The 21,472-nt window shown below is 59.5% G+C and carries 21 protein-coding genes and 2 pseudogenes; 7 read left to right on the top strand and 16 right to left on the bottom strand.

Features of this window, described 5'->3' with window-relative positions:
* Positions 1-7: 7 nt before the first annotated feature.
* A complete protein-coding gene (locus tag ACYZT4_RS13145; protein WP_461988350.1) occupies positions 8-412 on the top strand; it encodes a hypothetical protein in 405 nt (134 codons plus the stop codon).
* A gap of 56 nt (positions 413-468) precedes the next feature.
* Here ACYZT4_RS13145 and ACYZT4_RS13140 read toward each other — a convergent pair whose 3' ends face one another.
* From ACYZT4_RS13140 to ACYZT4_RS13125, 4 genes are all read right to left on the bottom strand, one after another.
* On the bottom strand, positions 469-1,044 hold the full coding sequence (locus ACYZT4_RS13140) for a PIN domain-containing protein (protein ID WP_461988348.1): 576 nt from the start codon (positions 1,042-1,044) through the stop codon (positions 469-471).
* Entirely contained in the window at positions 1,041-1,508 is a 468-nt protein-coding gene (locus ACYZT4_RS13135) for a helix-turn-helix domain-containing protein (protein ID WP_461988346.1), read from the bottom strand. Before ACYZT4_RS13135 ends, ACYZT4_RS13140 begins: the two co-directional genes overlap by 4 nt.
* 84 nt (positions 1,509-1,592) lie before the next feature.
* Positions 1,593-2,480 carry a LysR family transcriptional regulator gene (locus ACYZT4_RS13130; protein ID WP_461988344.1) on the bottom strand — a complete coding sequence of 296 codons (888 nt, stop codon included), beginning with the start codon at positions 2,478-2,480 and terminating at the stop codon, positions 1,593-1,595.
* Positions 2,481-2,610: 130 nt separating this feature from the next.
* Positions 2,611-3,330, bottom strand: coding sequence for an SDR family oxidoreductase (locus ACYZT4_RS13125; protein ID WP_461988343.1), 720 nt, complete (start codon positions 3,328-3,330; stop codon positions 2,611-2,613).
* A gap of 279 nt (positions 3,331-3,609) precedes the next feature.
* Between ACYZT4_RS13125 and ACYZT4_RS13120 the strand changes: the two are divergent.
* A pseudogene (locus tag ACYZT4_RS13120) lies at positions 3,610-3,858 on the top strand (type II toxin-antitoxin system HicB family antitoxin); the annotation flags it as partial.
* An 86-nt stretch (positions 3,859-3,944) separates the two neighbouring features.
* Here ACYZT4_RS13120 and ACYZT4_RS13115 read toward each other — a convergent pair.
* On the bottom strand, positions 3,945-5,150 hold the full coding sequence (locus ACYZT4_RS13115; protein ID WP_461988341.1) for an MFS transporter: 1,206 nt from the start codon (positions 5,148-5,150) through the stop codon (positions 3,945-3,947).
* Positions 5,151-5,385: 235 nt separating this feature from the next.
* On the opposite strand from ACYZT4_RS13115, the gene ACYZT4_RS13110 reads away from it, so the two are divergent.
* Positions 5,386-6,015, top strand: a complete 630-nt coding sequence (locus ACYZT4_RS13110) for a hypothetical protein (RefSeq protein ID WP_461988339.1) — start codon at positions 5,386-5,388, stop codon at positions 6,013-6,015.
* Positions 6,016-6,193: 178 nt separating this feature from the next.
* Here the strand turns inward: ACYZT4_RS13110 and ACYZT4_RS13105 are convergent, their stop codons facing one another.
* From ACYZT4_RS13105 to gcl, 8 genes are all read right to left on the bottom strand, one after another.
* Positions 6,194-7,189 carry a sulfate ABC transporter substrate-binding protein gene (locus tag ACYZT4_RS13105; RefSeq protein WP_461988337.1) on the bottom strand — a complete coding sequence of 332 codons (996 nt, stop codon included), beginning with the start codon at positions 7,187-7,189 and terminating at the stop codon, positions 6,194-6,196.
* A gap of 91 nt (positions 7,190-7,280) precedes the next feature.
* Entirely contained in the window at positions 7,281-8,105 is an 825-nt protein-coding gene (locus ACYZT4_RS13100; RefSeq protein ID WP_461988335.1) for an ion transporter, read from the bottom strand.
* 21 nt (positions 8,106-8,126) lie between these two features.
* The gene (locus tag ACYZT4_RS13095; RefSeq protein ID WP_461988333.1) at positions 8,127-9,041 is read right to left on the bottom strand and encodes an urea transporter; all 915 of its coding nucleotides are present in this window, start codon (positions 9,039-9,041) and stop codon (positions 8,127-8,129) included.
* 117 nt (positions 9,042-9,158) lie between these two features.
* Positions 9,159-10,574, bottom strand: coding sequence for a pyruvate kinase (gene pyk, locus ACYZT4_RS13090; RefSeq protein WP_461988332.1), 1,416 nt, complete (start codon positions 10,572-10,574; stop codon positions 9,159-9,161).
* Positions 10,564-11,844 carry a glycerate kinase type-2 family protein gene (locus tag ACYZT4_RS13085; protein ID WP_461988330.1) on the bottom strand — a complete coding sequence of 427 codons (1,281 nt, stop codon included), beginning with the start codon at positions 11,842-11,844 and terminating at the stop codon, positions 10,564-10,566. Before ACYZT4_RS13085 ends, pyk begins: the two co-directional genes overlap by 11 nt.
* Before the next feature lie 150 nt (positions 11,845-11,994).
* Positions 11,995-12,888 (bottom strand): 2-hydroxy-3-oxopropionate reductase, encoded by an 894-nt coding sequence (locus tag ACYZT4_RS13080; RefSeq protein WP_461988328.1) that lies wholly within the window; start codon positions 12,886-12,888, stop codon positions 11,995-11,997.
* Positions 12,889-13,039: 151 nt separating this feature from the next.
* The gene (hyi, locus tag ACYZT4_RS13075; protein ID WP_461988327.1) at positions 13,040-13,822 is read right to left on the bottom strand and encodes a hydroxypyruvate isomerase; all 783 of its coding nucleotides are present in this window, start codon (positions 13,820-13,822) and stop codon (positions 13,040-13,042) included.
* A 69-nt stretch (positions 13,823-13,891) separates the two neighbouring features.
* Complete coding sequence (gcl, locus tag ACYZT4_RS13070) at positions 13,892-15,667, bottom strand: glyoxylate carboligase (RefSeq protein WP_461988326.1); 1,776 nt, start codon at positions 15,665-15,667, stop codon at positions 13,892-13,894.
* Positions 15,668-15,934: 267 nt separating this feature from the next.
* On the opposite strand from gcl, the gene ACYZT4_RS13065 reads away from it, so the two are divergent.
* Together ACYZT4_RS13065 and ACYZT4_RS13060 are read left to right on the top strand one after the other, a co-directional pair.
* Entirely contained in the window at positions 15,935-16,375 is a 441-nt protein-coding gene (locus ACYZT4_RS13065; RefSeq protein WP_461988325.1) for a GlcG/HbpS family heme-binding protein, read from the top strand.
* Positions 16,376-16,583: 208 nt separating this feature from the next.
* A pseudogene (locus ACYZT4_RS13060) lies at positions 16,584-16,931 on the top strand (REP-associated tyrosine transposase); the annotation flags it as partial.
* A gap of 1 nt (position 16,932) precedes the next feature.
* On the opposite strand, the gene ACYZT4_RS13055 reads toward ACYZT4_RS13060, so the two are convergent.
* Positions 16,933-17,541: a TetR/AcrR family transcriptional regulator gene (locus ACYZT4_RS13055; protein ID WP_461988324.1), complete on the bottom strand. Its 609-nt coding sequence runs from the start codon at positions 17,539-17,541 to the stop codon at positions 16,933-16,935.
* A 134-nt stretch (positions 17,542-17,675) separates the two neighbouring features.
* Here ACYZT4_RS13055 and ACYZT4_RS13050 point away from each other — a divergent pair, with 134 nt between their 5' ends.
* Positions 17,676-18,590 (top strand): DUF808 domain-containing protein, encoded by a 915-nt coding sequence (locus ACYZT4_RS13050; RefSeq protein WP_461988323.1) that lies wholly within the window; start codon positions 17,676-17,678, stop codon positions 18,588-18,590.
* Between the two features lie 91 nt (positions 18,591-18,681).
* On the opposite strand, the gene ACYZT4_RS13045 is transcribed toward ACYZT4_RS13050, so the two are convergent.
* Both ACYZT4_RS13045 and ACYZT4_RS13040 read right to left on the bottom strand, forming a co-directional pair.
* Entirely contained in the window at positions 18,682-19,470 is a 789-nt protein-coding gene (locus tag ACYZT4_RS13045) for an MlaA family lipoprotein (RefSeq protein ID WP_461988321.1), read from the bottom strand.
* On the bottom strand, positions 19,463-20,761 hold the full coding sequence (locus ACYZT4_RS13040; protein WP_461988319.1) for a serine/threonine protein kinase: 1,299 nt from the start codon (positions 20,759-20,761) through the stop codon (positions 19,463-19,465). Before ACYZT4_RS13040 ends, ACYZT4_RS13045 begins: the two co-directional genes overlap by 8 nt.
* Positions 20,762-20,985: 224 nt before the next feature.
* Here ACYZT4_RS13040 and ACYZT4_RS13035 point away from each other — a divergent pair, with 224 nt between their 5' ends.
* Positions 20,986-21,354, top strand: a complete 369-nt coding sequence (locus ACYZT4_RS13035; protein ID WP_461988317.1) for a hypothetical protein — start codon at positions 20,986-20,988, stop codon at positions 21,352-21,354.
* Positions 21,355-21,472 lie beyond the last annotated feature (118 nt).

Below are 21,472 nucleotides of genomic sequence, written 5' to 3'. Positions count from 1 at the left end.
CACCGCCATGACCGCCATCGCTCGAATCACCCTGCTCAGTCTCGTCATGGGGTTGAGCGCATGTGCGGTCCAGCGCCCGGAGCCGACGCCGCTGCCGCCGATCCCACCGTCGCAACCTAGCCCGACGCCTTCAACATCGCCGACCCCGGGCAAGCCCGGCGTTCCAGCCAAACCCGCCAAACCGCTGCCACGCACTTCCGCCAGCTTCGCGCCACCGCCGGGCGGTAACAGCCATTGGGATGCGAAACTCGGCGTGTATGTGCTCGATGACCAGACCAACACCTTCTACCGCCAGCGCACGTATTACCGCTGGGATAACGGTTGGAGCCGCTCGATCAGCCCGAACGGGCCATGGGAGGAAACCGATATCCATGGCGTACCCGGTGGGTTGGGACGGCAATTCGGGCAGTAAACGGGAACGGCGATCTCAGGATCGCCGTTTTGTTGTCTGGAATCCGGGAAGGATAGTTAGAGAATGGCGCGATACTCGGTCAATGCCTTGCTCGACTGAATCAGGCCCTGACGTACCAGTAGATCAAGGTAAGTACCGACGTCCACCGGCGGCAACTTCAGCTGCTTGCGTTGCCGTTGCGCCGCTGCGATCACTGCCGCCGGGTCGAGATCAAAAAGATTTTCGACGAACTCGTCAGGGTGCTGAGCTTCGATACCGAAGGAGCTGAGTGCGGAACGGGGGAAATCCTTTTGATTGAAGGTGACGATGACGCTGGCATTGCTTCGAATGGCCGCCGCCAGAACATGTCGGTCATCAACGTCCGGCAGCGATAGTCCTTCCATCAGCGTTTCATAACCGGACACGCAAGCGTCGGGCAAAGCCAGGTCCATCAATTCGGAGGTGCGATCCAGTTGTTTTGCGGACAGGTCCGGACGGTTCTTGAGCAAATTACGCTTCCATTCATTGTGTATCTCCTCGGTCCATTTCGCTCTGAAACGCCCTGATAGTGCGAGCCACATCAGGAAGTCTCGCAGGGGCGCGGGGTACAGCACACAGGCGTCATATACAGCGGTAAATGAAGATAGCCTCACTCGTATCCTGTCCTTAACGCTTGTGCCTGCTCGGCAAGAAGCATCATTGCTTGCTCGCTGGCAGCGTCGCGCCGGTTTTTATAATCCATCAAATCGGCGAAACGGACACGTCGGTGCTTGCCGGTTTTGTGGTAGGACAAGTCGCCGGATTCGAGCAGTTTGATCAGGTGCGGACGTGAGACGCTGAGCAGATCCGCCGCTTCTTGCGTCGTCAGCTCAGCATGAACCGGAACGACTTTGACAGCATTGCCCGCCGCGAGCGCTTCGAGGATGTCGGCGAGCAAGCGAAGAGCCGAGGTGGGCAGTTCAACGCTGTGAGCTTCATTCTGGTCGTCGAAAATCTGAATGCGTTGTGTGTCGAATTGAGTGGCAAGGTAGGCCGCCAAAGCGCGTTGACCTTCAACAGCAGCCTTTACTTCGCGCTCCAGGGGGAGGTTTATCGTCGGGTGGATGGCAGATGGCATGGTGGTTTCCAACTTTCTGAAAAAGCGATGCTGGCAGGCTATTCGAATTAATCGAAAATCGCAATAAACGAAACCATTGGTCAGTCACCCCTTTCTTGCCATCACCTCCTGCACATACTCCACAAACGCCCGAGCCTTGGCGCTGACCATTTTTCCAGTAGGAAACACTGCCCACAAGTCTTGAGCCGGCAGTGTCCAGTCGCTCATCACTTCCCTGACCATCCCGCTGGCCAGTTCCGGTCCAAACATCCATTGCGATGCGAGCGTCAGCCCCTGATGAGCCAGCACTGCCTCTCGCAGACCTTCAGCGGCGCTGACGCGAATCCTGCCGTTGACGGTGACGTTCTGTTCTTCCGCCGCCTTTGTGAATAACCAGGTCGGGCCACCGCCCAGCAGGTAGATGACCGTTTGATGCTGGCCAAGATCACCCGGGCAGGTGGGTTCGCCGTGTTTGTCGAAATACGCCGGCGTTCCCAGTACCACGCGCCGGCAACTGGCAATCTTGCGCGCGGTGAGGCTGGAGTCGCTGAGAGTGCCCATGCGCAGGGCGATGTCGACGCCTTCTTCCACCAGATTGACGATGCGGTCGTCGAGCATCAGCTCGATGCTCAATTCAGGGTTTTGATCGAGAAACGGCCCGAGGTGCGGAACGATGTTCATGCGGCCGAAAGTCACGGCGGCGCAAATGCGCAGGCTGCCCGTCAGGCCGTTGGCCGCGCCGCGAGCCGCATTGTCGGCTTCGTTGGCTTCGTCGATGGCGCGCTTGGCGCGTTCGAAAAACGCCAGGCCGGCTTCGGTGGGCGTCAGACCTCGGGTCGAGCGCAACAGCAGGCGGACCGCGAGCCGTGCCTCCAGTTGCGCGATGGTTTTCGACACGGCGGGCTGGCCAACATTCAGCCGCCGCGCCGCGGCGGAAAACGAACCGGTTTCCACTACGTAGACGAAGGTTTCCATGGCGGCCAGACGGTCCATCTCAAGTCCTTGTGCAAATTCAGTGTGGGAGTGAGCCTGCTCACTAAAGCGGGGTGTCAGCCAACAAATAGGCTGAATATGAGTCCGTCTTCGCGAGCAGGCTCGCTCCCACATTGATTGATGGTGTGGATTAGAACGCCGCTTTGCCTATTGAAGCTCCACCGTCGACGAACAGGGTTTGTCCGGTGATGAACCCGCTCTGCTCGGACAACAAAAAAGCAATCGCGGCGGCGATTTCCTGCGGCTGCCCCAAACGACCCATCGGCACACCGGCCAGATAGCGTGCCTCGCCCTCGCTGCCCGGTGGGTTGTTGGCGCGGAACAGTTCCGTCTCAGTCGGTCCCGGCGCCACGGCGTTCACCGTCACACCGGTTTGCGCCAGTTCCAGCGCCCAGGACCGCGTGAAGCTGATCAGCGCCGCTTTCGCCGCGGCGTATGCCGTGCGTTGGGTAATCCCGAGCACCGTCAGACTGGAAATGTTCACCACCCGACCCCAACCGCTGGCGCGCATATTCGGCAGCAGCGCCTGGGTCGCCTGCAATGCCGAATGCAGGTTGACCCGCATCACGTCATCGAAAGTGTCGAGGTCGATTTCGCCCAACACTTGCGGACGGACCAGGCCCACATTGTTGACCAGCCCGTCGAACTGATAAGTCGCGGCCAGTTCGGTCAGCACTTCCTGAGTCAACGCCCGGTCGCTCAAGTCCAGTGGAAACAGAATCCCTGGAAACGTCAGGTCGGGCGTCCGGGCAATGCCGACCACCCGGTGCCCGGCGCGGTCCAGGTGCTCGGCCACTGCGCGGCCAATGCCTTTGCTGGCGCCGGTGATGAGAAAGGTACGTCGGGTCATTGCACACTCCTTGAACAAAACATACCGCGGCTCAGGCGGTATTCGAACGGGTCAGCCGCGAATCGCATCCAGCATCGCTTCAGGCTTTGGATGGTCAGTGTAATCCGGGTTGTCCCTGTCGTAACGACTGAGAACCCTATTAAAGAAGGGGTGATAGTGATAGAGAGGTATATCTAGAGAAGTGAGGACTTTTAACATTCTGCAAAACAACGTGAACAGATCTGATTTGGTTTCTATGGTCCAGTGACATTCCAACAATACTTCACAGGAGAATCCACTGTGCACTATCCGATCAGTATCGAGTGGGGAGATGAAAGAACGGCGACTGGAATTCAGATACCCGATATTCCAGGCGCGGTAACTGCAGGGAATACGTTTGAGGAGGCGTATGAAGCAGCCGTCGAAATAGCAGATTTAATGCTGAAAAAAATGCTGGAGGATGGGTTGGACGTCCCGGTCCCGACGTCAGTGGTTGTGCATCGGGCCAATCCGGAGTTCGCAGGCAGAGGCTGGGGAATGATGAAAATTTGAAGCTTGCTGCATCTGTCGAAAGGCATGCAGGAGCAAGTCGGATGGTTATATAGATCCGACCTGCCCGAGAAGCTTTTTGCAGACTATGCCGTCGCCAGCGAACGCTCCCGCGAAACACTCAAAAACCGCAACAACGCCAGCAGCGGAAACGCGCTGCCCACGATCACGATCCACAACCAGCCGCCGTGCTCGTACACCGCACTGGCCACAGAGGAACCAAATGCGCCACCGATGAAGATGCTGGTCATGTACAACGCATTCAGGCGACTGCGGCTTTTGGCGTCGAGGGCGTAGACCGCGCGTTGGCCGAGGACCATGTTCATCTGCACGCAGAAGTCGAGCACCACGCCGGTGACGGCGAGGCCGATGACGCTGTATGCCGGATGGATGAAGGCTGGCAGAAAGCTCAGGCTGGCGAACACCAGCGCCAGCAACGAGGCGATGCGGGTGTGGCCGGCATCGGCCAGGCGACCGGCAATGGGCGCAGCGATGGCGCCGATGGCCCCGACCAGCGCGAAGATCGCGATCTGGGTTTGCGACAAACCGTGATTGCGCGCCAGCTCCAATGGCACTGCGGTCCAGAACAGGCTGAAGGTGGCAAACATGCAACCCTGATAAAACGCGCGCTGACGCAACGCCGGCTGTTTGCGCAACAACGTCCACAGCGAACCCAGCAGTTGGCCATAGGAGGCGCTGTGATCAGGCTGGCGCTTGGGGATCGTGACGGCGAGCACGACGCTGATGGCGGCCATCAACACGGCCGCAATCACGAACATCGCGCGCCAGCCAAAGTGATCGGCCACCACGCTGGACACCGGCCGCGCCAACAGGATTCCCAGTAGCAAACCGCCCATGATTCCGCCAACCACCCGGCCCCGCGTCTCTTCCGGCGCCAGGTGGGCGGCCAGGGGAATCAGGATTTGCACTGACACCGAACTGAAACCGACCAGCAACGAGATCAGCAGGAACACGTTCGGTTGATCGGTAAACGCGGCGCCCAGCAGACTGGCGATCGCCACGATAGTCGTGATGATCATCAACCGACGGTTTTCCAGCAGGTCTCCCAGCGGCACCAGAAAAAACAGACCCAGTGCATAGCCGATCTGGGTCAGGGACACGATCAGGCTGGCCATGGTGCTGGTCAGGCCGATGTCTGGCGCAATCAGGCCGATGATCGGTTGGGCGTAGTAAATATTGGCAACAATGGCGCCGCAGCAAAAGGCGAACAGCATCACCATGCCTTTGGTCATTGTCGCGGCGCCGTGGGGCGCCTGTTTTGCTGAGTTCATAATGTGTCTCGCTGAGCAAGATGGGATGGGCGCAGGCTAAACGGCTGGCCGCAACGGCGGAAGTGGGATTGAAGTGATAGCAGTCATTCCCTTGCGGAATGAGTAGACCGGGCTTGTGCGATAGGCCGATGAACCCTGCGACGGAATGCTATGTTCCGATGATACATTCACTTACATCTTGTTCGATAGCGTGCTTATGTTCCCTTCTCACGATTCATCACCGGAAGGCACTTTCATGAACGCGATGTTCCGTCACCTGATTCGCAGTGCTTCAGTTATGAGCTTGATTGGTATTTTCACGGCAAGTCTCGTCCAGGCGGCTGACGCGCCAGGTACGCGCATCGGGGTGCGCGGCGAGATCACTGGAGTGAGCACCGACGCCTTGAAGGTCCACGTCAACAGCGGCGAAAACGTGGTGATCAACCTGACCAATGACACCAAGGTCCGCGCCGTCACCCTGGCCAATATCGAAGACATCAAACCCGGCAGCTACATTGGCTCGGCGGCGATTGCGCAGGAAGATGGCACGTTGAAGGCGCTGGAAGTCCACGTCTTCCCTCCGGAACTGGCCGGCAGTGGCGATGGGCATCGACCGTTCGATTTGGTGAAGGGCAGCAGCATGACCAATGGCAGCGTCGGTGATCTGGTGGTCAGCAATGGTCGCGTGTTGACCGTCAACTACAAGGGCGGCCAGCAGAAAATTCTGGTGCCGGAAGATGTGCCGATCGTGAACCTGACACCGGGGGATCGCAGCTTGTTAAAGGTGGGCGTGAAGATCGTGACGTTTGTGACGCAAGGGGCGGATGGGACGCTGACGGCTCAATCAATTTCTGCCGGCAAGGATGGCGTCACCCCGCCGATGTAAGCCTGTCCGAATCCCTGCAGGAGTGAGCCTGCTCGCGATAGCGGTGTATCAGTCACTATTAAAGGGAATGACCCACCGCTATCGCGAGCAGGCTCACTCCCACAGAGGATCTTGATCGACAACGCCAACAAAAAAGGCGACCTTTTCAGGTCGCCTTTTTTCATGGGGCCATCAGCGATTACTGAGCGTAAATCTGATCAAAGATCCCGCCATCATTGAAGTGGGTCTTCTGCACGGTGCGCCAGTCACCAAAGGTTTTCTCCACCGACAGGAAATCCACTTTCGGGAAGCGGTCGGTGTACTTGGCCAGCACTGCCGGATCACGTGGACGCAGGTAGTTGGCCGCGGCAATTTCCTGGCCTTCCGGCGACCACAGGTACTTCAGGTATTCCTCAGCTGCAGCGCGAGTGCCTTTCTTCTCGACGACTTTTTCGACCACGGCCACCGGCGGCTCGGCTTCAGCGGAAACGCTCGGGTAGATCACTTCGAACTGGTCACGGCCAAACTCGCGGGCAATCATTTCCGCTTCGTTTTCGAAGGTCACCAGCACGTCGCCGATCTGGTTGGTCATGAAGGTGGTGGTGGCAGCACGGCCACCGGTATCGAGCACGGGTGCTTGCTTGAACAATTTGCCGACGAAGGCCTTGGCCTTGTTTTCGTCGCCGCCGTTTTTCAGCACATAGCCCCAGGCCGAGAGATAGGTGTAGCGGCCATTGCCCGAGGTTTTCGGGTTTGGCACGATCACTTGCACGCCGTCCTTGAGCAGATCCGGCCAGTCTTTCAGGGCTTTCGGGTTGCCTTTGCGGACGATGAACACGGTGGCCGAAGTGAACGGCGCGCTGTGGTTCGGCAGCAGGGTCACCCAGTTGTCCGGGACCAGCTTGCCGTTGTCCGCCAGGGCGTTGATGTCGGTGGCCATGTTCATGGTGATGACATCAGCCGGCAGGCCGTCGATCACCGACCGCGCCTGTTTGCTCGAGCCGCCGAAGGACATCTGCAGGGTAATGTTTTCGTTGTGCTCGGCTTGCCAGTGTTTCTGGAAGGCAACGTTGTAGTCCTTGTAGAAATCGCGCATTACGTCGTAGGAAACGTTCAGCAGGGTCGGTGCGGCGTGAGCCATGCTGGTCAACGCCAGGCCAGCGGCCAGAAGTGAGGCGCCTAAGAGTTTTTTCACTGCGCATTCCTTGTTCTATTAAATGTAAGGCAATTTGCCAGCGACTATAACCGGGCTCGTATAGTCATTTAAAGATTAAAAAGCACTTTGCTTATTCCAGTTTCCTGAACAGCGCGTTGCCGCACCGCGAGCAAAATGCCGCACCGTGTTCGTGGCTGTTTTTCTTGCACACCGGGCAGTCGTGCTGCAACTGTTCGCCACGCATGGCGTTGGCCAGTTCGGCGGTGAAAATCCCGGTGGGCACGGCGATGATCGAGTAGCCGGTGATCATCACCAGCGACGAAATCACCTGTCCCAACGGGGTCTTTGGCACGATGTCGCCGAAGCCGACGGTGGTCAGCGTGACGATGGCCCAGTAGATGCCTTTGGGAATGCTGGTGAACCCGTGCTCTGGACCTTCGATCACGTACATCAAGGTGCCGAACACCGTGACCAGCGTGCTGACGCTGACCAGGAACACCACGATTTTCTGCTTGCTGCCCCGCAGCGCCGACATCAGGTAATTGGCTTGTTTGAGGTACGGGCTGAGCTTGAGCACGCGGAAAATCCGCAACATCCGGATGATCCGTATAATCAGCAGGTACTGCGCATCGGCGTAATACAGCGCGAGGATGCCGGGCACGATGGCCAGCAGATCCACCAGCCCGTAGAAGCTGAACGCATAGCGCAACGGCTTGGGCGAACAGTACAGGCGCAGGCCGTATTCGATGGCGAAAATAACCGTGAAGCCCCACTCGATGTAGGCCAGCACGTCGGCGTAGTTCTGGTGGATGTTGTCGATGCTGTCGAGCATCACGACGATGATGCTGGCGAGAATGATCAACAGCAGGATGCCGTCGAAGCGCCGTCCCGCCTTGGTGTCGCTCTGGAAAACCATGACGTAAAGCTCTTCACGCCAGTTTTTGCTGCTGTCCATGGAAAACGCCTGAATCGAGAATCAGCGAAGCCTAGGTTGATTCTCCTCCAGAGCGCAAGGCGTATGGGCGACAGCCGTCTTGCCGAACAGCAGAACAACCGTGCGGATCAGCCAGCAGGCGAGGATGAACGGCGCCGTCAGCGTCGGCAGGCCGATGGCGGCAAACACTGGCGTCAGCAACACCGCTGATGCGATGCCGAGCAGCGGCAGCCACGGCTGCTGGCGCAGCGAGTTGAGGGCGAGGGCGGCGAGTAGGGCGTTATAGCCACCGAGGCCGATCAATGCTGTGTAAAAGTCGTGATGCAACATGCTCCAGCCCATGCCGGCGACAGACGCCACCAACGCCCAGCAGAAGGCGCGGCGATCAGCGATCAGCAAACCTGCGGCAATCATCGCACCGGCCAGCGGATGCCCGAGGAACATCACTTGACCGAAGCCTTTCAGCGTAGCCGCGAACATGTTCAGCGTACTGATTTCGATCATATGCGCAGTCGTCGGGGGCGTGGCGAAGCACAACAGCAGCCAGCCCAGCCCGACAAAGGGCGCCGTAAAGGCCGGCAGGTAGTGGTTGACTCGGACGCGTTTGAGCCACTGTTGCGTGATCATCGCGCTCAGCCCACCCGCCGCCATGATCAGCGGCGGCAACAACGCGGACCAGGGGAAATACAGGCTCACCAGCAAACCGAGCAGGACGCCGTTGTAACTGAACAGCCCGGCCTGACGATCAGCCTTGGCGTAGTTGCGGCGTTGCGCGGTGAGCAAACCGGCGACACCACCCAGCAAGGCGCCACCGAGCAGCGCCGGAGCGGTAAACAGAATCGCCAACAGGCACAGCAGACCGAACAGCGGATGGCGCTGGAGGAAGATCTGGCTGAAGCCGTTGAGCAGGGCAGTCGCCCAATCGGGGCAGTGGGTGTTGAAGTGGTTGGCAGGCATTTTAGTTCAGTGTGTCAGTGGGACCGTGTCGCCGGCATCGCTGGCAAGCCAGCGCCTACAGAAATACGCTGTCCCTGTAGGCGCTGTCTTGCCAGCGAAAAGGCCGGTAAGGGCGCTCTAGATCAACGTCTCGATACGCAACGAGTTAGTCGACCCCGGCTGCCCAAAGGGCACACCCGCCGTGATCAATAACGTGTCGCCGCGTTCAGCCATGCCCTGCGCCTGTGCAATCTCCAGCGCCGTCGAGCACACTTCATCCACCTGCCGCAGCCGATCGTTGACCACCGAGTGCACGCCCCAGGCCACGGTCAAGCGGCGAGCGGTTTGCAGGTTCGGCGTCAGGTTCAGAATCGGTACCGTCGGCCGTTCCCGCGCCGCACGCAGACTCGAAGTGCCGGACTCGCTGTAGTTCACCAGCACCGCCACCGGCAGCACATTACTGATGCGACGGATCGCACAGCTGATCGCATCGGAAACGGTGGCTTGCGCCTTCGGCCGGCTTACGTCCAGTTGGGCTTGATAGTCGGGACCGTCTTCCACCTGGCGGATGATCTTGCTCATCATCTGCACGGCCTCCAGCGGGTACTCGCCGGACGCGGTTTCCGCCGACAGCATCACCGCATCCGCGCCTTCGGCCACGGCATTGGCGACATCAGTGACTTCGGCACGGGTCGGCGCCGGGGAGAAGCGCATCGACTCGAGCATCTGCGTCGCCACCACCACCGGTTTACCCAGTTCGCGGCAGATACCGATGATGTTCTTCTGGATTTGCGGCACGCTTTCGGCTGGCACTTCGACGCCGAGATCGCCTCGGGCAACCATGATCGCGTCGCTCAATTCAGCGATTTCGCGGAGCTGAGTCACGGCCGATGGCTTCTCGATCTTGGCCATCAGGAAGGCTTTGTCGCCGATCAGTTCACGGGCTTCGCGGATGTCTTCCGGGCGTTGCACGAACGACAGCGCGACCCAGTCCACGCCCAGTTCCAGGCCGAAACTCAAGTCGCGGCGATCCTTGGCGGTCAGCGGGCTCAGCTCCAGCACCGCTTGCGGCACGTTCACCCCTTTGCGGTCCGACAGCTCACCGCCATTGAGCACCGTGGTGTCGATGGCATCGGCGTACTTGGTGACGACCCGCAGGCGCAGCTTGCCGTCGTCCAGCAACAGGTCCATGCCCGGTTGCAGCGCGGCGATGATTTCCGGGTGCGGCAGGTTGACCCGGCGCTGGTCGCCCGGCGTCGGGTCGAGGTCCAGGCGTAATGCCTGGCCGCGATGCAATTGCACCTTGCCTTCGGCGAACTTGCCGACCCGCAGTTTCGGGCCTTGCAGGTCCATCAGAATGCCCAGCGGATAATTCAACTGGCGCTCGACCTCACGAATCCACTGATAGCGCTGGGCGTGGTCGGCGTGATCGCCGTGGCTGAAGTTCAACCGGAAAATGTTTACCCCTGCCTGCACCAGCTCACGGATGTCGTCGATGCCGTCGGTGGCCGGGCCGAGGGTGGCGAGGATTTTGACCTTTTTATCAGGCGTCATGTTTAGGGCTCTCGAGAATCAGAATCGCGCGGAAGTCGTTAACGTTGGTGCGGGTCGGCTCAGTGACGATCAGTGCGTCGAGCGCCGAGAAATAGCCGTAGCCATTGTTGTTGTCGAGTTCATCGCTGGCGCTCAGGCCGAGGGCGGCGGCTCGGGCGTAGCTGTCCGGGGTCATGATCGCGCCGGCGTTGTCTTCGGAACCGTCAATGCCATCGGTGTCACCGGCCAGCGCGTAGACACCTGGCAGCCCTTTGAGGCTTTCAGTCAGGCTCAGGAGGAATTCGGCGTTGCGTCCGCCACGGCCATTGCCGCGCACGGTGACCGTGGTTTCACCGCCGGAGAGGATCACGCACGGCAGCGGTAAAGGCTGGCCGTGCAGGACCACTTGGCGCGCGATGCCGGCGTGGACCTTGGCCACTTCGCGGGATTCGCCTTCGAGATCGCCGAGGATCAACGGGTTGAAACCGGCCTGACGCGCTTTCACCGCAGCAGCTTCAAGCGACTGCTGCGGGCGGGCGATCAGCTGGAAATGACTGCGCGCCAGGCTCGGGTCGCCGGGTTTGACTGTCTCCGATTCCGGGCTTTGCAGCCAGGTGCGCACGGACGTCGGGATCTCAATGTTGTAGCGCTTGAGGATCGCCAGCGCTTCGGCGCAGGTGCTGGGGTCGGCCACGGTGGGGCCGGAAGCGATGACCGTGGCGAGGTCGCCCGGCACATCGGAAATCGCGTAGGTATATACAGTGGCGGGCCAGCAGGCCTTGCCGAGACGGCCGCCCTTGATCGCCGAGAGGTGCTTGCGCACGCAATTCATCTCGCCGATGGTCGCGCCGGATTTGAGCAGGGCCTTGTTGATCGATTGCTTGTCGGCGAGGGTGATGCCGGCTGCTGGCAACGCCAGTAATGCCGATCCGCCGCCCGACAGCAGGAAGATCACGCGATCGTCTTCGGTCAGGTTGCTGACCAGTTCAAACACGCGCTTGGCGACCGCCTGACCGGCCGCATCCGGCACTGGATGAGCCGCTTCGACCACTTCGATTTTTTCGCACGGGGCACCGTGGCCGTAGCGGGTGACCACCAGGCCGGAGACTTCACCTTGCCAGCAACGTTCGACCACTTGGGCCATGGCGGCGGCGGCTTTACCGGCGCCGATGACGATCACCCGACCGCTGCGGTCAGTGGGCAAATGCGCTTCGAGGACTTGCTGCGGATGGGCCGCGTCGATGGCTGTGGCAAACAGCTCGCGCAGGAATTGTTGCGGATCGACCGACATGGCGGGCTCCCGGAATTCTTGTTATTTGAAGGGCAACTCGGTCCTGTAGGAGTGAGCCTGCTCGCGAAGGCGGTGTGTCAATTGGCATCCATGTCAACTGACACAACGCCTTCGCGAGCAGGCTCACTCCCACAGGGTTTTGTGCAGGGTTTACTTCTTATCGCGAATCGAGAAATTCGCCATGTGCTCCAGACCCTTGATCAGCGCCGAGTGATCCCAGTGGCTGCCACCGATGGCCGCGCAGGTGCTGAACACTTGCTGGGCGTTGGCGGTGTTTGGCAGGTTGATGTTCAGCTCTTTGGCGCCTTGCAGGGCCAGGTTCAGGTCCTTCTGATGCAGGCTGATGCGGAAGCCTGGGTCGAAGGTGCCTTTGATCATGCGTTCGCCGTGCACTTCGAGGATCTTCGAGGAGGCGAAACCGCCCATCAGCGCTTCACGCACCTTGGCAGGATCAGCACCGTTTTTCGCGGCGAACAGCAGGGCTTCGGCGACGGCCTGGATGTTCAGCGCGACGATGATCTGGTTCGCCACTTTCGCGGTTTGCCCGTCGCCGTTACCACCGACCAGGGTGATGTTCTTGCCCATGGACTGGAACAGCGACAGTGCGCGTTCGAAGGCATCGGCATCGCCGCCGACCATGATGCTCAGGGTCGCAGCCTTGGCGCCGACTTCACCGCCGGACACCGGCGCGTCGAGGTACTGCGCGCCTTTTTCGTTGATTTTGGCGGCGAAGGCTTTGGTGGCGGTCGGCGAAATCGAGCTCATGTCGATGACGATCTTGCCTTTGCCGACACCGGCGGCGATGCCGTCGGCACGGAACAGTACGTCATCGACTTGCGGGGTATCCGGGACCATGACAATGATGAATTCGGCTTCTTGCGCGACTTCTTTCGGGTTCGCCAATGCGATCGCGCCAGCGGCAATCAGGTCGGCAGGAGCGGCATCGTGATGCGCCGACAGGAACAGGCTGTGACCGGCTTTCTGCAGGTTCAACGCCATTGGGTGGCCCATGATGCCGGTGCCGATAAATCCGATTTTAGCCATGAGAAATTCCTCTTGTTTTTGTTGCTCAAGCAAATAGGTGCATCGCTTTTTGTAGGAGTGAGCCTGCTCGCGATAGTGGAGTGCCAGACAGCATCAAGTGTTGAATGTGCGGGCCTCATCGCGAGCAGGCTCGCTCCTACAGGGTTCCGTGTTAGATCGCGTTGTGGGTTTTGAGCCAGCCGAGGCCTGCTTCCGTGGTGGTCAGCGGCTTGTATTCACAGCCGACCCAACCCTGATAACCAATCCGGTCCAGGTGTTCGAACAGGAAGCGGTAATTGATCTCACCGGTGCCTGGCTCGTTGCGCCCCGGGTTGTCCGCCAATTGCACGTGGTTGATTTCACTCAGGTGCGATTGGAGGGTGCGGGCCAGGTCGCCTTCCATGATTTGCATGTGGTAGATGTCGTATTGCAGGAACAGGTTGGCGCTACCGACCTGCTCGCGAATCGACAGGGCTTGCGCCGTGTTGTTCAGGTAGAAACCCGGGATGTCGCGTGTGTTGATCGCTTCCATCACCAGTTTGATGCCCGCCGCTTGCAGCTTGTCGGCCGCGTACTTGAGGTTGGCGACGAAGGTTTTTTCCACCGTGGCATCGTCGATGCCCTGTGGACGAATCCCGGCCAGGCAGTTGATCTGGGTGTTGCCCAGCACGTGCGCATAAGCGATCGCCAGATCGACACCGGCGCGGAATTCCTCGACCCGGTCTGGCAGGCACGCGATACCGCGCTCGCCCTTGGCCCACTCGCCGGCCGGCAGGTTGAACAGCACTTGAGTCAGACCGTTGGCGTCGAGGGTGGCCTTGATTTCGGCGGAACTGAAGTCGTAAGGGAACAGGTATTCCACACCAGTGAAGCCGGCCTTGGCGGCCGCTTCGAAACGGGCAAGAAAATCCTGTTCGGTGAACAGCATGGACAGGTTGGCTGCGAAACGCGGCATGGTGGTCTCCCGTTAGAGTTTTGTCGGATCGTTCCCGAGTTCTGCGTGGGAACGATCCGCGATCAGCTGTTAATCAAGCATCGAAATCGCGGTTGGCGCATCGTTGCCGACCAGCGCCAGGTCTTCGAATTCGTTGACGGCGTTGATCTCGGTGCCCATGGAAATGTTGGTGACGCGCTCCAGAATGATCTCGACGATCACCGGCACCTTGAACTCTTCGATCAGCTCCTGAGCCTTGCGCAGGGCAGGCTGGATCTGACTCGGTTCGAACACACGCAGTGCCTTGCAACCGAGGCCTTCGGCGACCGCGACGTGATCGACACCGTAACCGTTGAGTTCCGGAGCGTTCAGGTTATCGAAGGACAGCTGCACGCAGTAGTCCATGTCGAAACCGCGCTGAGCCTGACGAATCAGCCCCAGGTACGAGTTGTTTACCACAACGTGGATGTACGGCAGCTTGAACTGCGCGCCCACCGCCAGTTCTTCGATCATGAACTGGAAATCATAGTCGCCCGACAGTGCCACGACTTTGCGGGTCGGATCAGCCTTGACCACGCCCAGCGCCGCCGGAATGGTCCAGCCGAGCGGGCCGGCCTGGCCGCAGTTGATCCAGTGACGCGGCTTGTAGACGTGCAGGAATTGCGCGCCGGCAATCTGCGACAAACCGATGGTGCTGACGTAGCAGGTGTCTTTGCCGAACACCTGGTTCATCTCTTCGTAGACGCGTTGCGGCTTGACCGGCACGTTGTCGAAGTGGGTCTTGCGCTGGAGGCTGGCTTTACGCTGCTGGCAATCTTGCAGCCAGGCGCTGCGGTTTTTCAGTTTGCCGGCAGCTTGCCATTCGCGAGCGACTTCGATGAACACGGTCAGCGCGGCAGCGGCGTCGGACACGATGCCCAAGTCCGGGTTGAACACGCGGCCAATCTGCGTGCCTTCGATGTCGACGTGAATGAATTTTCGGCCTTCGGTGTAGACGTCGATCGAGCCGGTGTGACGGTTCGCCCAGCGGTTACCGATGCCCAACACCACGTCGGATTTGAGCATCGTCGCGTTGCCGTAGCGGTGCGAGGTTTGCAGGCCGACCATGCCGACCATCAACGGGTGATCGTCGGGAATGGTGCCCCAGCCCATCAGGGTCGGGATGACTGGAATACCGGTCAGTTCGGCGAACTCCACCAGCAAATCGCTGGCGTCGGCATTGATGATGCCGCCACCGGCCACCAGCAATGGACGTTCGGCCTGATCCAGCAAGGCCAGGGCTTTTTCCACCTGAAGCCGGGTTGCGCTTGGCTTGGCCAATGGCAGCGGCTGGTAGGCGTCGATGTCGAATTCGATCTCGGCCATCTGCACGTCGAACGGCAGGTCGATCAGCACCGGGCCCGGACGGCCGGAGCGCATTTCATAGAAGGCCTTCTGGAATGCGTACGGCACCTGGCCTGGCTCCATGACGGTGGTTGCCCACTTGGTCACGGGTTTGACGATGGTGGTGATGTCGACGGCCTGGAAGTCTTCTTTATGCATACGGGCGCGGGGGGCTTGCCCGGTAATGCACAGAATCGGGATCGAGTCGGCCGAGGCGCTGTACAGCCCGGTGACCATATCGGTACCGGCCGGGCCGGAAGTGCCGATGCACACGCCGATGTTGCCGGCCTTGGTGCGGGTGTAGCCCTCGGCCATGTGCGAGGCGCCTTCAACGTGGCGAGCGAGGACGTGATCGATGCCGCCGACCTTCTGCAAGGCGGAGTACAGCGGGTTGATCGCGGCGCCCGGGATGCCAAAAGCGGTTTCAACCCCTTCACGGCGCATCACCAGGACGGCGGCTTCGATTGCTCTCATTTTGCTCATTGTTTTGTGCCTCTTACGTTTTGTAATTGTATACAAGTGGCTTTGCGCAGAGTGTATTCATGGCGGACGGCGCAGGTCAATCCATTTTATCAAGCGACTGTTTTATTCGGCGGAAGCCTGTAGTGCTGTGGCTTTTCGTCGCGTGTGGCGCTTTTCGATAATTATTGTATACAAAAAAATATCTCATTGTGTTCTATTTGTTGGATCGGACTGCGTCACTTGCGCACAGTCCACCCGCTCTCCCAATAACAAAATGAGGACGGCACCATGAGCGCTTTAACCTTGAAAGTTGCAGTCAACCTGACCAGTCAGGCCATCTCCGCCGCGCGTGCAATCAACGCGGCGCCCTTGACCATTGCCGTGCTGGACGCCGGCGGGCATTTGATTTCGCTGCAACGCGAAGACGGCGCCAGCCTGCTGCGCCCGCAAATCGCCATCGGCAAAGCCTGGGGCGCCATCGCCTTGGGCAAAGGCTCCCGCCTGCTGGCACTGGACGCCCAGCAACGTCCGGCTTTTATCGCGGCTTTAAACAGTCTGGGGCAGGGCAGCGTGGTGCCGGCACCGGGTGGTGTGTTGATCCGGGATCAGGACGGGCATGTGCTGGGCGCGGTGGGTATCAGCGGGGATCTGTCGGATGTTGATGAACAGTGCGCGATCAATGCGATCGAGGGGTTGGGGTTGCGGGCGGATGCGGGGGTGAGTGCTTGATCTTCATCGCCTGAACAAATGCCATCGCGAGCAGGCTCACTCCTACAGAATCGTGGTCTGACACAAAATGTCTGAACACCTGAAACCCCTGTAGGAGTGAGCCTGCTCGCGATAGCTAACTACCAGAAACATCCAGCCAATAGTTTGTCCAACCCACTTCTATCCACAGAGCTAGCCTTTCCATGACCTGATCACGGGAGGCTAAGGAATGCCGGATTTACCCGCCGCAAATCGATTGCGAATCGGTCGCTACGCCCAAGCCAGTCGGATTTATCTGTTAACTACCAACACAGCTCACCGAATCCCGGTTTTCAAGGACTTCACCTTGGGCAGGCTCGTAGTCGATGAATTCCGGAATGCACAGGATTCTGGCTTGGCGAATTCACTGGCCTGGGTGGTTATGCCAGATCATTTTCATTGGCTAATCGAGTTACAGCAGGGTTCGCTGAGTGAGCTGATGCAAAAGACAAAGTCGATGAGTACCAAAGCCATCAAGCAGTCTACCGGTCGTAGCATCAGTCTCTGGCAGAAAGGTTTTCATGATCGGGCACTGCGGTCTACCTGTCCGGCTCACACCCTTTCAACACCAACCGAATAATCGTCTGCGCTGCCGCTTCATAATCCTCATCATCCAGCTTGGCCTTGCCCGTGATGGCGGTGATCTGCCAGTCGAAGTCGGCGTAGGTCTGGGTCGCGGCCCAGATGCTGAACATCAGGTGATTGGGGTCGAGGGGGGCGATCTGGCCGCGGTCGATCCAGGTCTGGATGCAGTCGATGTTGTGTTTGGCCTGGCTGTTCAGTTGGTCGACCAGGTCGGCGCTCAGGTGCGGGGCGCCGTGCATGATTTCACTGGCGAACACCTTCGAGGCGAAAGGCAAATCGCGGGAGATACGGATTTTCGAGCGGATGTAGCCGCTCAGCACGTCACTGGGCACACCGTCGGCGTTGAACGGCGTCGACGCCTGCAGAATTGGCTCGATGATGCTTTCCAACACCTCGCGGTAGAGGTTTTCCTTGGATTTGAAGTAGTAGTAGACGTTGGGCTTGGGCAAACCCGCCTTGGCTGCGATGTCACTGGTTTTGGTCGCAGCGAAGCCCTTGTCGGCAAATTCTTCACTGGCGGCACGCAGGATCAGTTCTTTATTGCGCTCGCGGATAGTGCTCATAAACCAGGGGGTTCCTTGCCTGTTCTGGCGGTTGCGCATGGTAGCACCCGCCTCGCGGGGCGCTCAAGAATGCCCCGTGCGGCGCCGGGCCGCGCTATGCTGCGCGGCATTCATTCAAGAAGGAAACCTGATCCATGGCAGGAAGCAGTTTGCTGGTGCTGATCGACGACATCGCCGCGGTTCTCGACGATGTCGCGCTGATGACCAAAATGGCCGCCAAGAAAACCGCTGGCGTACTCGGCGATGATCTGGCGCTGAATGCCCAGCAAGTCAGCGGCATGCGCGCCGAGCGGGAAATCCCGGTCGTGTGGGCGGTGGCCAAGGGTTCGTTTCTGAACAAACTGATCCTGGTGCCGTCGGCGCTGGCGATCAGTGCATTCATTCCGTGGCTGGTCACGCCGTTGCTGATGGTCGGTGGCGCTTACCTGTGCTTCGAAGGTTTCGAAAAACTCGCGCACAGCTTCCTGCACAGCAAGGCTGAAGACCAGGCCGGGCATGCCGAACTGGCCGAGGCCGTCGCCGATCCGGCGGTCGATCTGGTGGCGTTCGAGAAGGACAAGATCAAGGGCGCCATTCGCACGGACTTCATCCTCTCCGCCGAAATCATCGCCATCACCCTCGGCACCGTGGCGGGTGCTTCGCTGACCCAGCAAGTCATCGTGCTGTCGGGCATTGCCATCGTCATGACCATCGGCGTTTACGGTTTGGTGGCCGGCATTGTCAAGCTCGATGACCTTGGCCTATGGCTGACCCAAAAGCCTGGGCAGATGGCCAAAAGCATCGGCGGCGGGATTTTACGCGCGGCGCCGTACATGATGAAAAGCCTGTCCGTGATCGGGACCGCGGCGATGTTCCTGGTCGGCGGCGGGATTCTGACCCATGGCGTGCCGGTGATTCATCACTGGATCGAAAGTGTCAGCGCCGGGGCGGGCGGTGCTGCGTTTATCGTGCCGACGTTGTTGAATGCGGTGGCGGGGATTGTGGCGGGGGCGGTGGTGTTGGCGGTGGTGATGGTTGTCAGCAAAGTTTGGAAAGCGATGAAAGGCTGAAGCCAGACACAGTACAACTGTGGCGCGACCATCGCGCATTAATAAAGGCCATTCGATCTGCACCGAATGGCCTTTTTTTGTGCCCGATAAATTACTCGGCGATCTGCAACTTGCGTGACTCGGTATACACGTAACGCACTTTTTCGTACTCGAACGGTGAGTTCAGCTGGCCATAGCGGAAGCTGGTCTGATTGCGTTTGTCGATGCTGCGCAACACCCAGATTTCCGGATGGTTGGAGCTGACTTCGGCGACGTTCAGGAAGTTGATTGCGTTCTCGGCGGTGAAGTCCACGGCCAGGCCGCCGGTGTCGCGGATGTTGGAAGGGCCGAGAATCGGCAATACGAAGTAGGCGCCGCCCGGTACGCCGTAGAAACCCAGCGTCTGGCCGAAGTCTTCGCTTTGGCGCGGCAGGCCCATGGCGGTGGCCGGGTCCCACAGGCCGGCGATGCCGATGGTGGTGTTGAGCAGCAGGCGCGCGGTGGTTTCCATCGAGCGCTTGCCTTTGAACTGCAGCAGGCTGTTCACCAGGTTCGGCACGTCGCCGAGGTTGTTGAAGAAGTTGCTGACGCCGGTGCGCAGGAAACTCGGCGTGATGTAGCGATAACCGTCGACCACCGGCAGGAACACCCATTCGTCGAAGCGGTAGTTGAAGTGGTAGACCCGGCGGTTCCACTCTTCCAGCGGGTCATAGACGGCCAGCGCGTTGAGCGTCGAGCGTTCGAACTCGCGCTGATCCAGCCCCGGGTTGAATTTGAGTTTGGTCAATGGCTCTTTGAAGCCATCGTTGTCGATGACAATCGGGGCATTGGCTTTGCTGTTGTCGGCATTGGCGACGCCTGCACAGAGTAACGCTGCGATAAGCAGGAGATATTTAGCCACGGAAGAACTCCAGCATGGCGTCGCTGTTGACGCGATAGTTAAGGTTGCCGCAATGGCCGCCCAGTGGATAAACGGTCAAGCGGTCGCCGAAGGTCTTGCGCAAGAAACCGAGGTCGCCGGGGCCGAGGATCACGTCGTCGGCGTTATGCATGACCGCGATTTTCGGGCTGTCGTGCAGGTAATCCTTCAAGGCATACAGGCTGACCTGGTCGATCAACTGCAACAGGCTGCCGCCATCGGTGCGCGCTCGCCACATCGGGATCACTTGCTCGGTGATGTAGCAGTCGAAGTCACACTGCAGCGCACGCTTGAGGTACGGCGTCAGGCTGGTGCCTTCGGTGATCGGCGTTTTCGGTGGGGTGATCAGGCCGCGGCGGTTGATCAGGTCCGAGGTGAACGCGATGTCGGCTGCCGAGAAGCGGAATGACGTGCCGATCAGCATGGCCATCTGTTCGTTGGTCAGGTGCTGCTTGGACTGCTGGAAGTCATAGAGCAGCGCATCGTTGAGGTCGATGTAGCCTTTCTGCTGGAAGTAACGGGTCAGTTTGTTCAGCACCAGTTCGTAGAAAGTGGTGCTGTTGTTGATGCCTTTGACTTCGGTCTGGACCAGCTTGTCGAGGTTGGTGATCGAGGTGTAGAGGTTGACCGGCGGGTTCAGCAACAAGACTTTCTTGAAGTTGAAGCTGCGGCGGGTTTCGTCCAGGTGGGCGACAAATGCCGCATCCAGCGCGCCGAGGCTATAGCCCGTCAAGTAGTAATCGGTGACGGCCACTTTCGGGTTTTGCGCGCGCACGGCCTGCATCACCCGGTACATGTCTTCGGCATCGTCTTTGGTGATGCCGGGTGTGGCAAAGCGTGAGGCGGCACTCATGAAGTCGAAGCTGGTGGGCGACGACAGTTGCACCACGTGGTAACCGGCCTTGTAGTAGAGCTTTTTCAGGTATTCGTTGAGGCTGCTGTCATAGCGCGCGCCCGTACCAGCGATCAGGAAGATCAACGGGGCGGCTTTATCCTGGGTGGCGATCCGGTAGGTGAGTTTCTTCACCGGCCAGAAGTTGTCCGGCAGTTCGAACTCACGCTCCGGGCGCAACGTGACGGTGCGGGTTTCCTGATTGATGTCTTCATCAAGCGGCAACTCCGGACGCAGGTCCGGCGGGGTCGTGGCAATGGTCGCCTCGAACGGGTTGGTCAAGGGATAGCCATAACTGGCGGCGTCGATGTCGACCGCCAGTGCAGACGCACTCAAAATAAGGCCGCCAAACAGGGCGGCGAAGCGCAAGGAACGGAGCATGACTAGATCCCTTAGAGAAAGGTGCCGAATGAAGTTCGCAGGCTATGACCACCGGGTGTCCGCCAAAGTGCCATGGATCGGCACCAATCAGGCCTAATTTCGGAGTAATAGTAGCTGGACGATACACTTTGCGGTGATTGACTGCCCAGTTAACTGTTGTTAACGCTTGCGTAAGGCTGTCGGGAGATTAAGCTGGCCGCCGTTTTCGTCTATTGGAGTGCTTCATGTCCCGCTGCCTGCCCGTGATTTTGCTGCTTGTTTTGCTGCCTCTATGGCTGGCCGCCAGTTATGGCGCGCGTTATGGCTTCATGGAGGACGCGCAGTGGGTCGGCCTCTGTGTGGACGACGCAAGTCGCTGGGAATGCCAGTTCCGTTCGAACCTGGGGCTGATGATTCATTTCCAGGTGTTGGGCTGGGCAGCGTTGGCGTCGGCCGTGATTGGCTTCGTGCTGCCGGGGCGGGCAGGGTGGTGGCTGGCGGTGCTGGCGCTGGTGTTCGGATTTCCGGCGCTGGCGTTGTACAACACCACCATGGCGGTGTTTGCGGTGGTAATTGCTGCGCTGCGCCTGGTCCGGGCCTCTCGTAGCGCCTGATAGTCAGTCTTCGCGGGCAAGCCTCGCTCCTACAGGGATTACACAAATCCTGTGTTCGCCGCATAACCCCGTGGGGGCGGGCTTGCCCGCGGAGAGGCCAGTAGCCACGCTGAAGACC

Source organism: Pseudomonas sp. GB2N2 (assembly GCF_054897705.1).
The sequence above is the reverse complement of the archived record's forward strand: the minus strand, read 5'-3'. Positions and strand labels throughout refer to the sequence as shown.

Bases quoted from the DNA above. Each gene is read 5' to 3' on its own strand.
- ACYZT4_RS13145 (WP_461988350.1), top strand. From the start codon at position 8: ATGACCGCCATCGCTCGAATCACCCTGCTCAGTCTCGTCATGGGGTTG.
- ACYZT4_RS13135 (WP_461988346.1), bottom strand. From the start codon at position 1,508: ATGCCATCTGCCATCCACCCGACGATAAACCTCCCCCTGGAGCGCGAA.
- ACYZT4_RS13130 (WP_461988344.1), bottom strand. From the start codon at position 2,480: ATGGACCGTCTGGCCGCCATGGAAACCTTCGTCTACGTAGTGGAAACC.
- ACYZT4_RS13125 (WP_461988343.1), bottom strand. From the start codon at position 3,330: ATGACCCGACGTACCTTTCTCATCACCGGCGCCAGCAAAGGCATTGGC.
- ACYZT4_RS13115 (WP_461988341.1), bottom strand. From the start codon at position 5,150: ATGAACTCAGCAAAACAGGCGCCCCACGGCGCCGCGACAATGACCAAA.
- ACYZT4_RS13110 (WP_461988339.1), top strand. From the start codon at position 5,386: ATGAACGCGATGTTCCGTCACCTGATTCGCAGTGCTTCAGTTATGAGC.
- ACYZT4_RS13100 (WP_461988335.1), bottom strand. From the start codon at position 8,105: ATGGACAGCAGCAAAAACTGGCGTGAAGAGCTTTACGTCATGGTTTTC.
- ACYZT4_RS13095 (WP_461988333.1), bottom strand. From the start codon at position 9,041: ATGCCTGCCAACCACTTCAACACCCACTGCCCCGATTGGGCGACTGCC.
- pyk (WP_461988332.1), bottom strand. From the start codon at position 10,574: ATGACGCCTGATAAAAAGGTCAAAATCCTCGCCACCCTCGGCCCGGCC.
- ACYZT4_RS13085 (WP_461988330.1), bottom strand. From the start codon at position 11,844: ATGTCGGTCGATCCGCAACAATTCCTGCGCGAGCTGTTTGCCACAGCC.
- ACYZT4_RS13080 (WP_461988328.1), bottom strand. From the start codon at position 12,888: ATGGCTAAAATCGGATTTATCGGCACCGGCATCATGGGCCACCCAATG.
- hyi (WP_461988327.1), bottom strand. From the start codon at position 13,822: ATGCCGCGTTTCGCAGCCAACCTGTCCATGCTGTTCACCGAACAGGAT.
- gcl (WP_461988326.1), bottom strand. From the start codon at position 15,667: ATGAGCAAAATGAGAGCAATCGAAGCCGCCGTCCTGGTGATGCGCCGT.
- ACYZT4_RS13065 (WP_461988325.1), top strand. From the start codon at position 15,935: ATGAGCGCTTTAACCTTGAAAGTTGCAGTCAACCTGACCAGTCAGGCC.
- ACYZT4_RS13055 (WP_461988324.1), bottom strand. From the start codon at position 17,541: ATGAGCACTATCCGCGAGCGCAATAAAGAACTGATCCTGCGTGCCGCC.
- ACYZT4_RS13050 (WP_461988323.1), top strand. From the start codon at position 17,676: ATGGCAGGAAGCAGTTTGCTGGTGCTGATCGACGACATCGCCGCGGTT.
- ACYZT4_RS13040 (WP_461988319.1), bottom strand. From the start codon at position 20,761: ATGCTCCGTTCCTTGCGCTTCGCCGCCCTGTTTGGCGGCCTTATTTTG.
- ACYZT4_RS13035 (WP_461988317.1), top strand. From the start codon at position 20,986: ATGTCCCGCTGCCTGCCCGTGATTTTGCTGCTTGTTTTGCTGCCTCTA.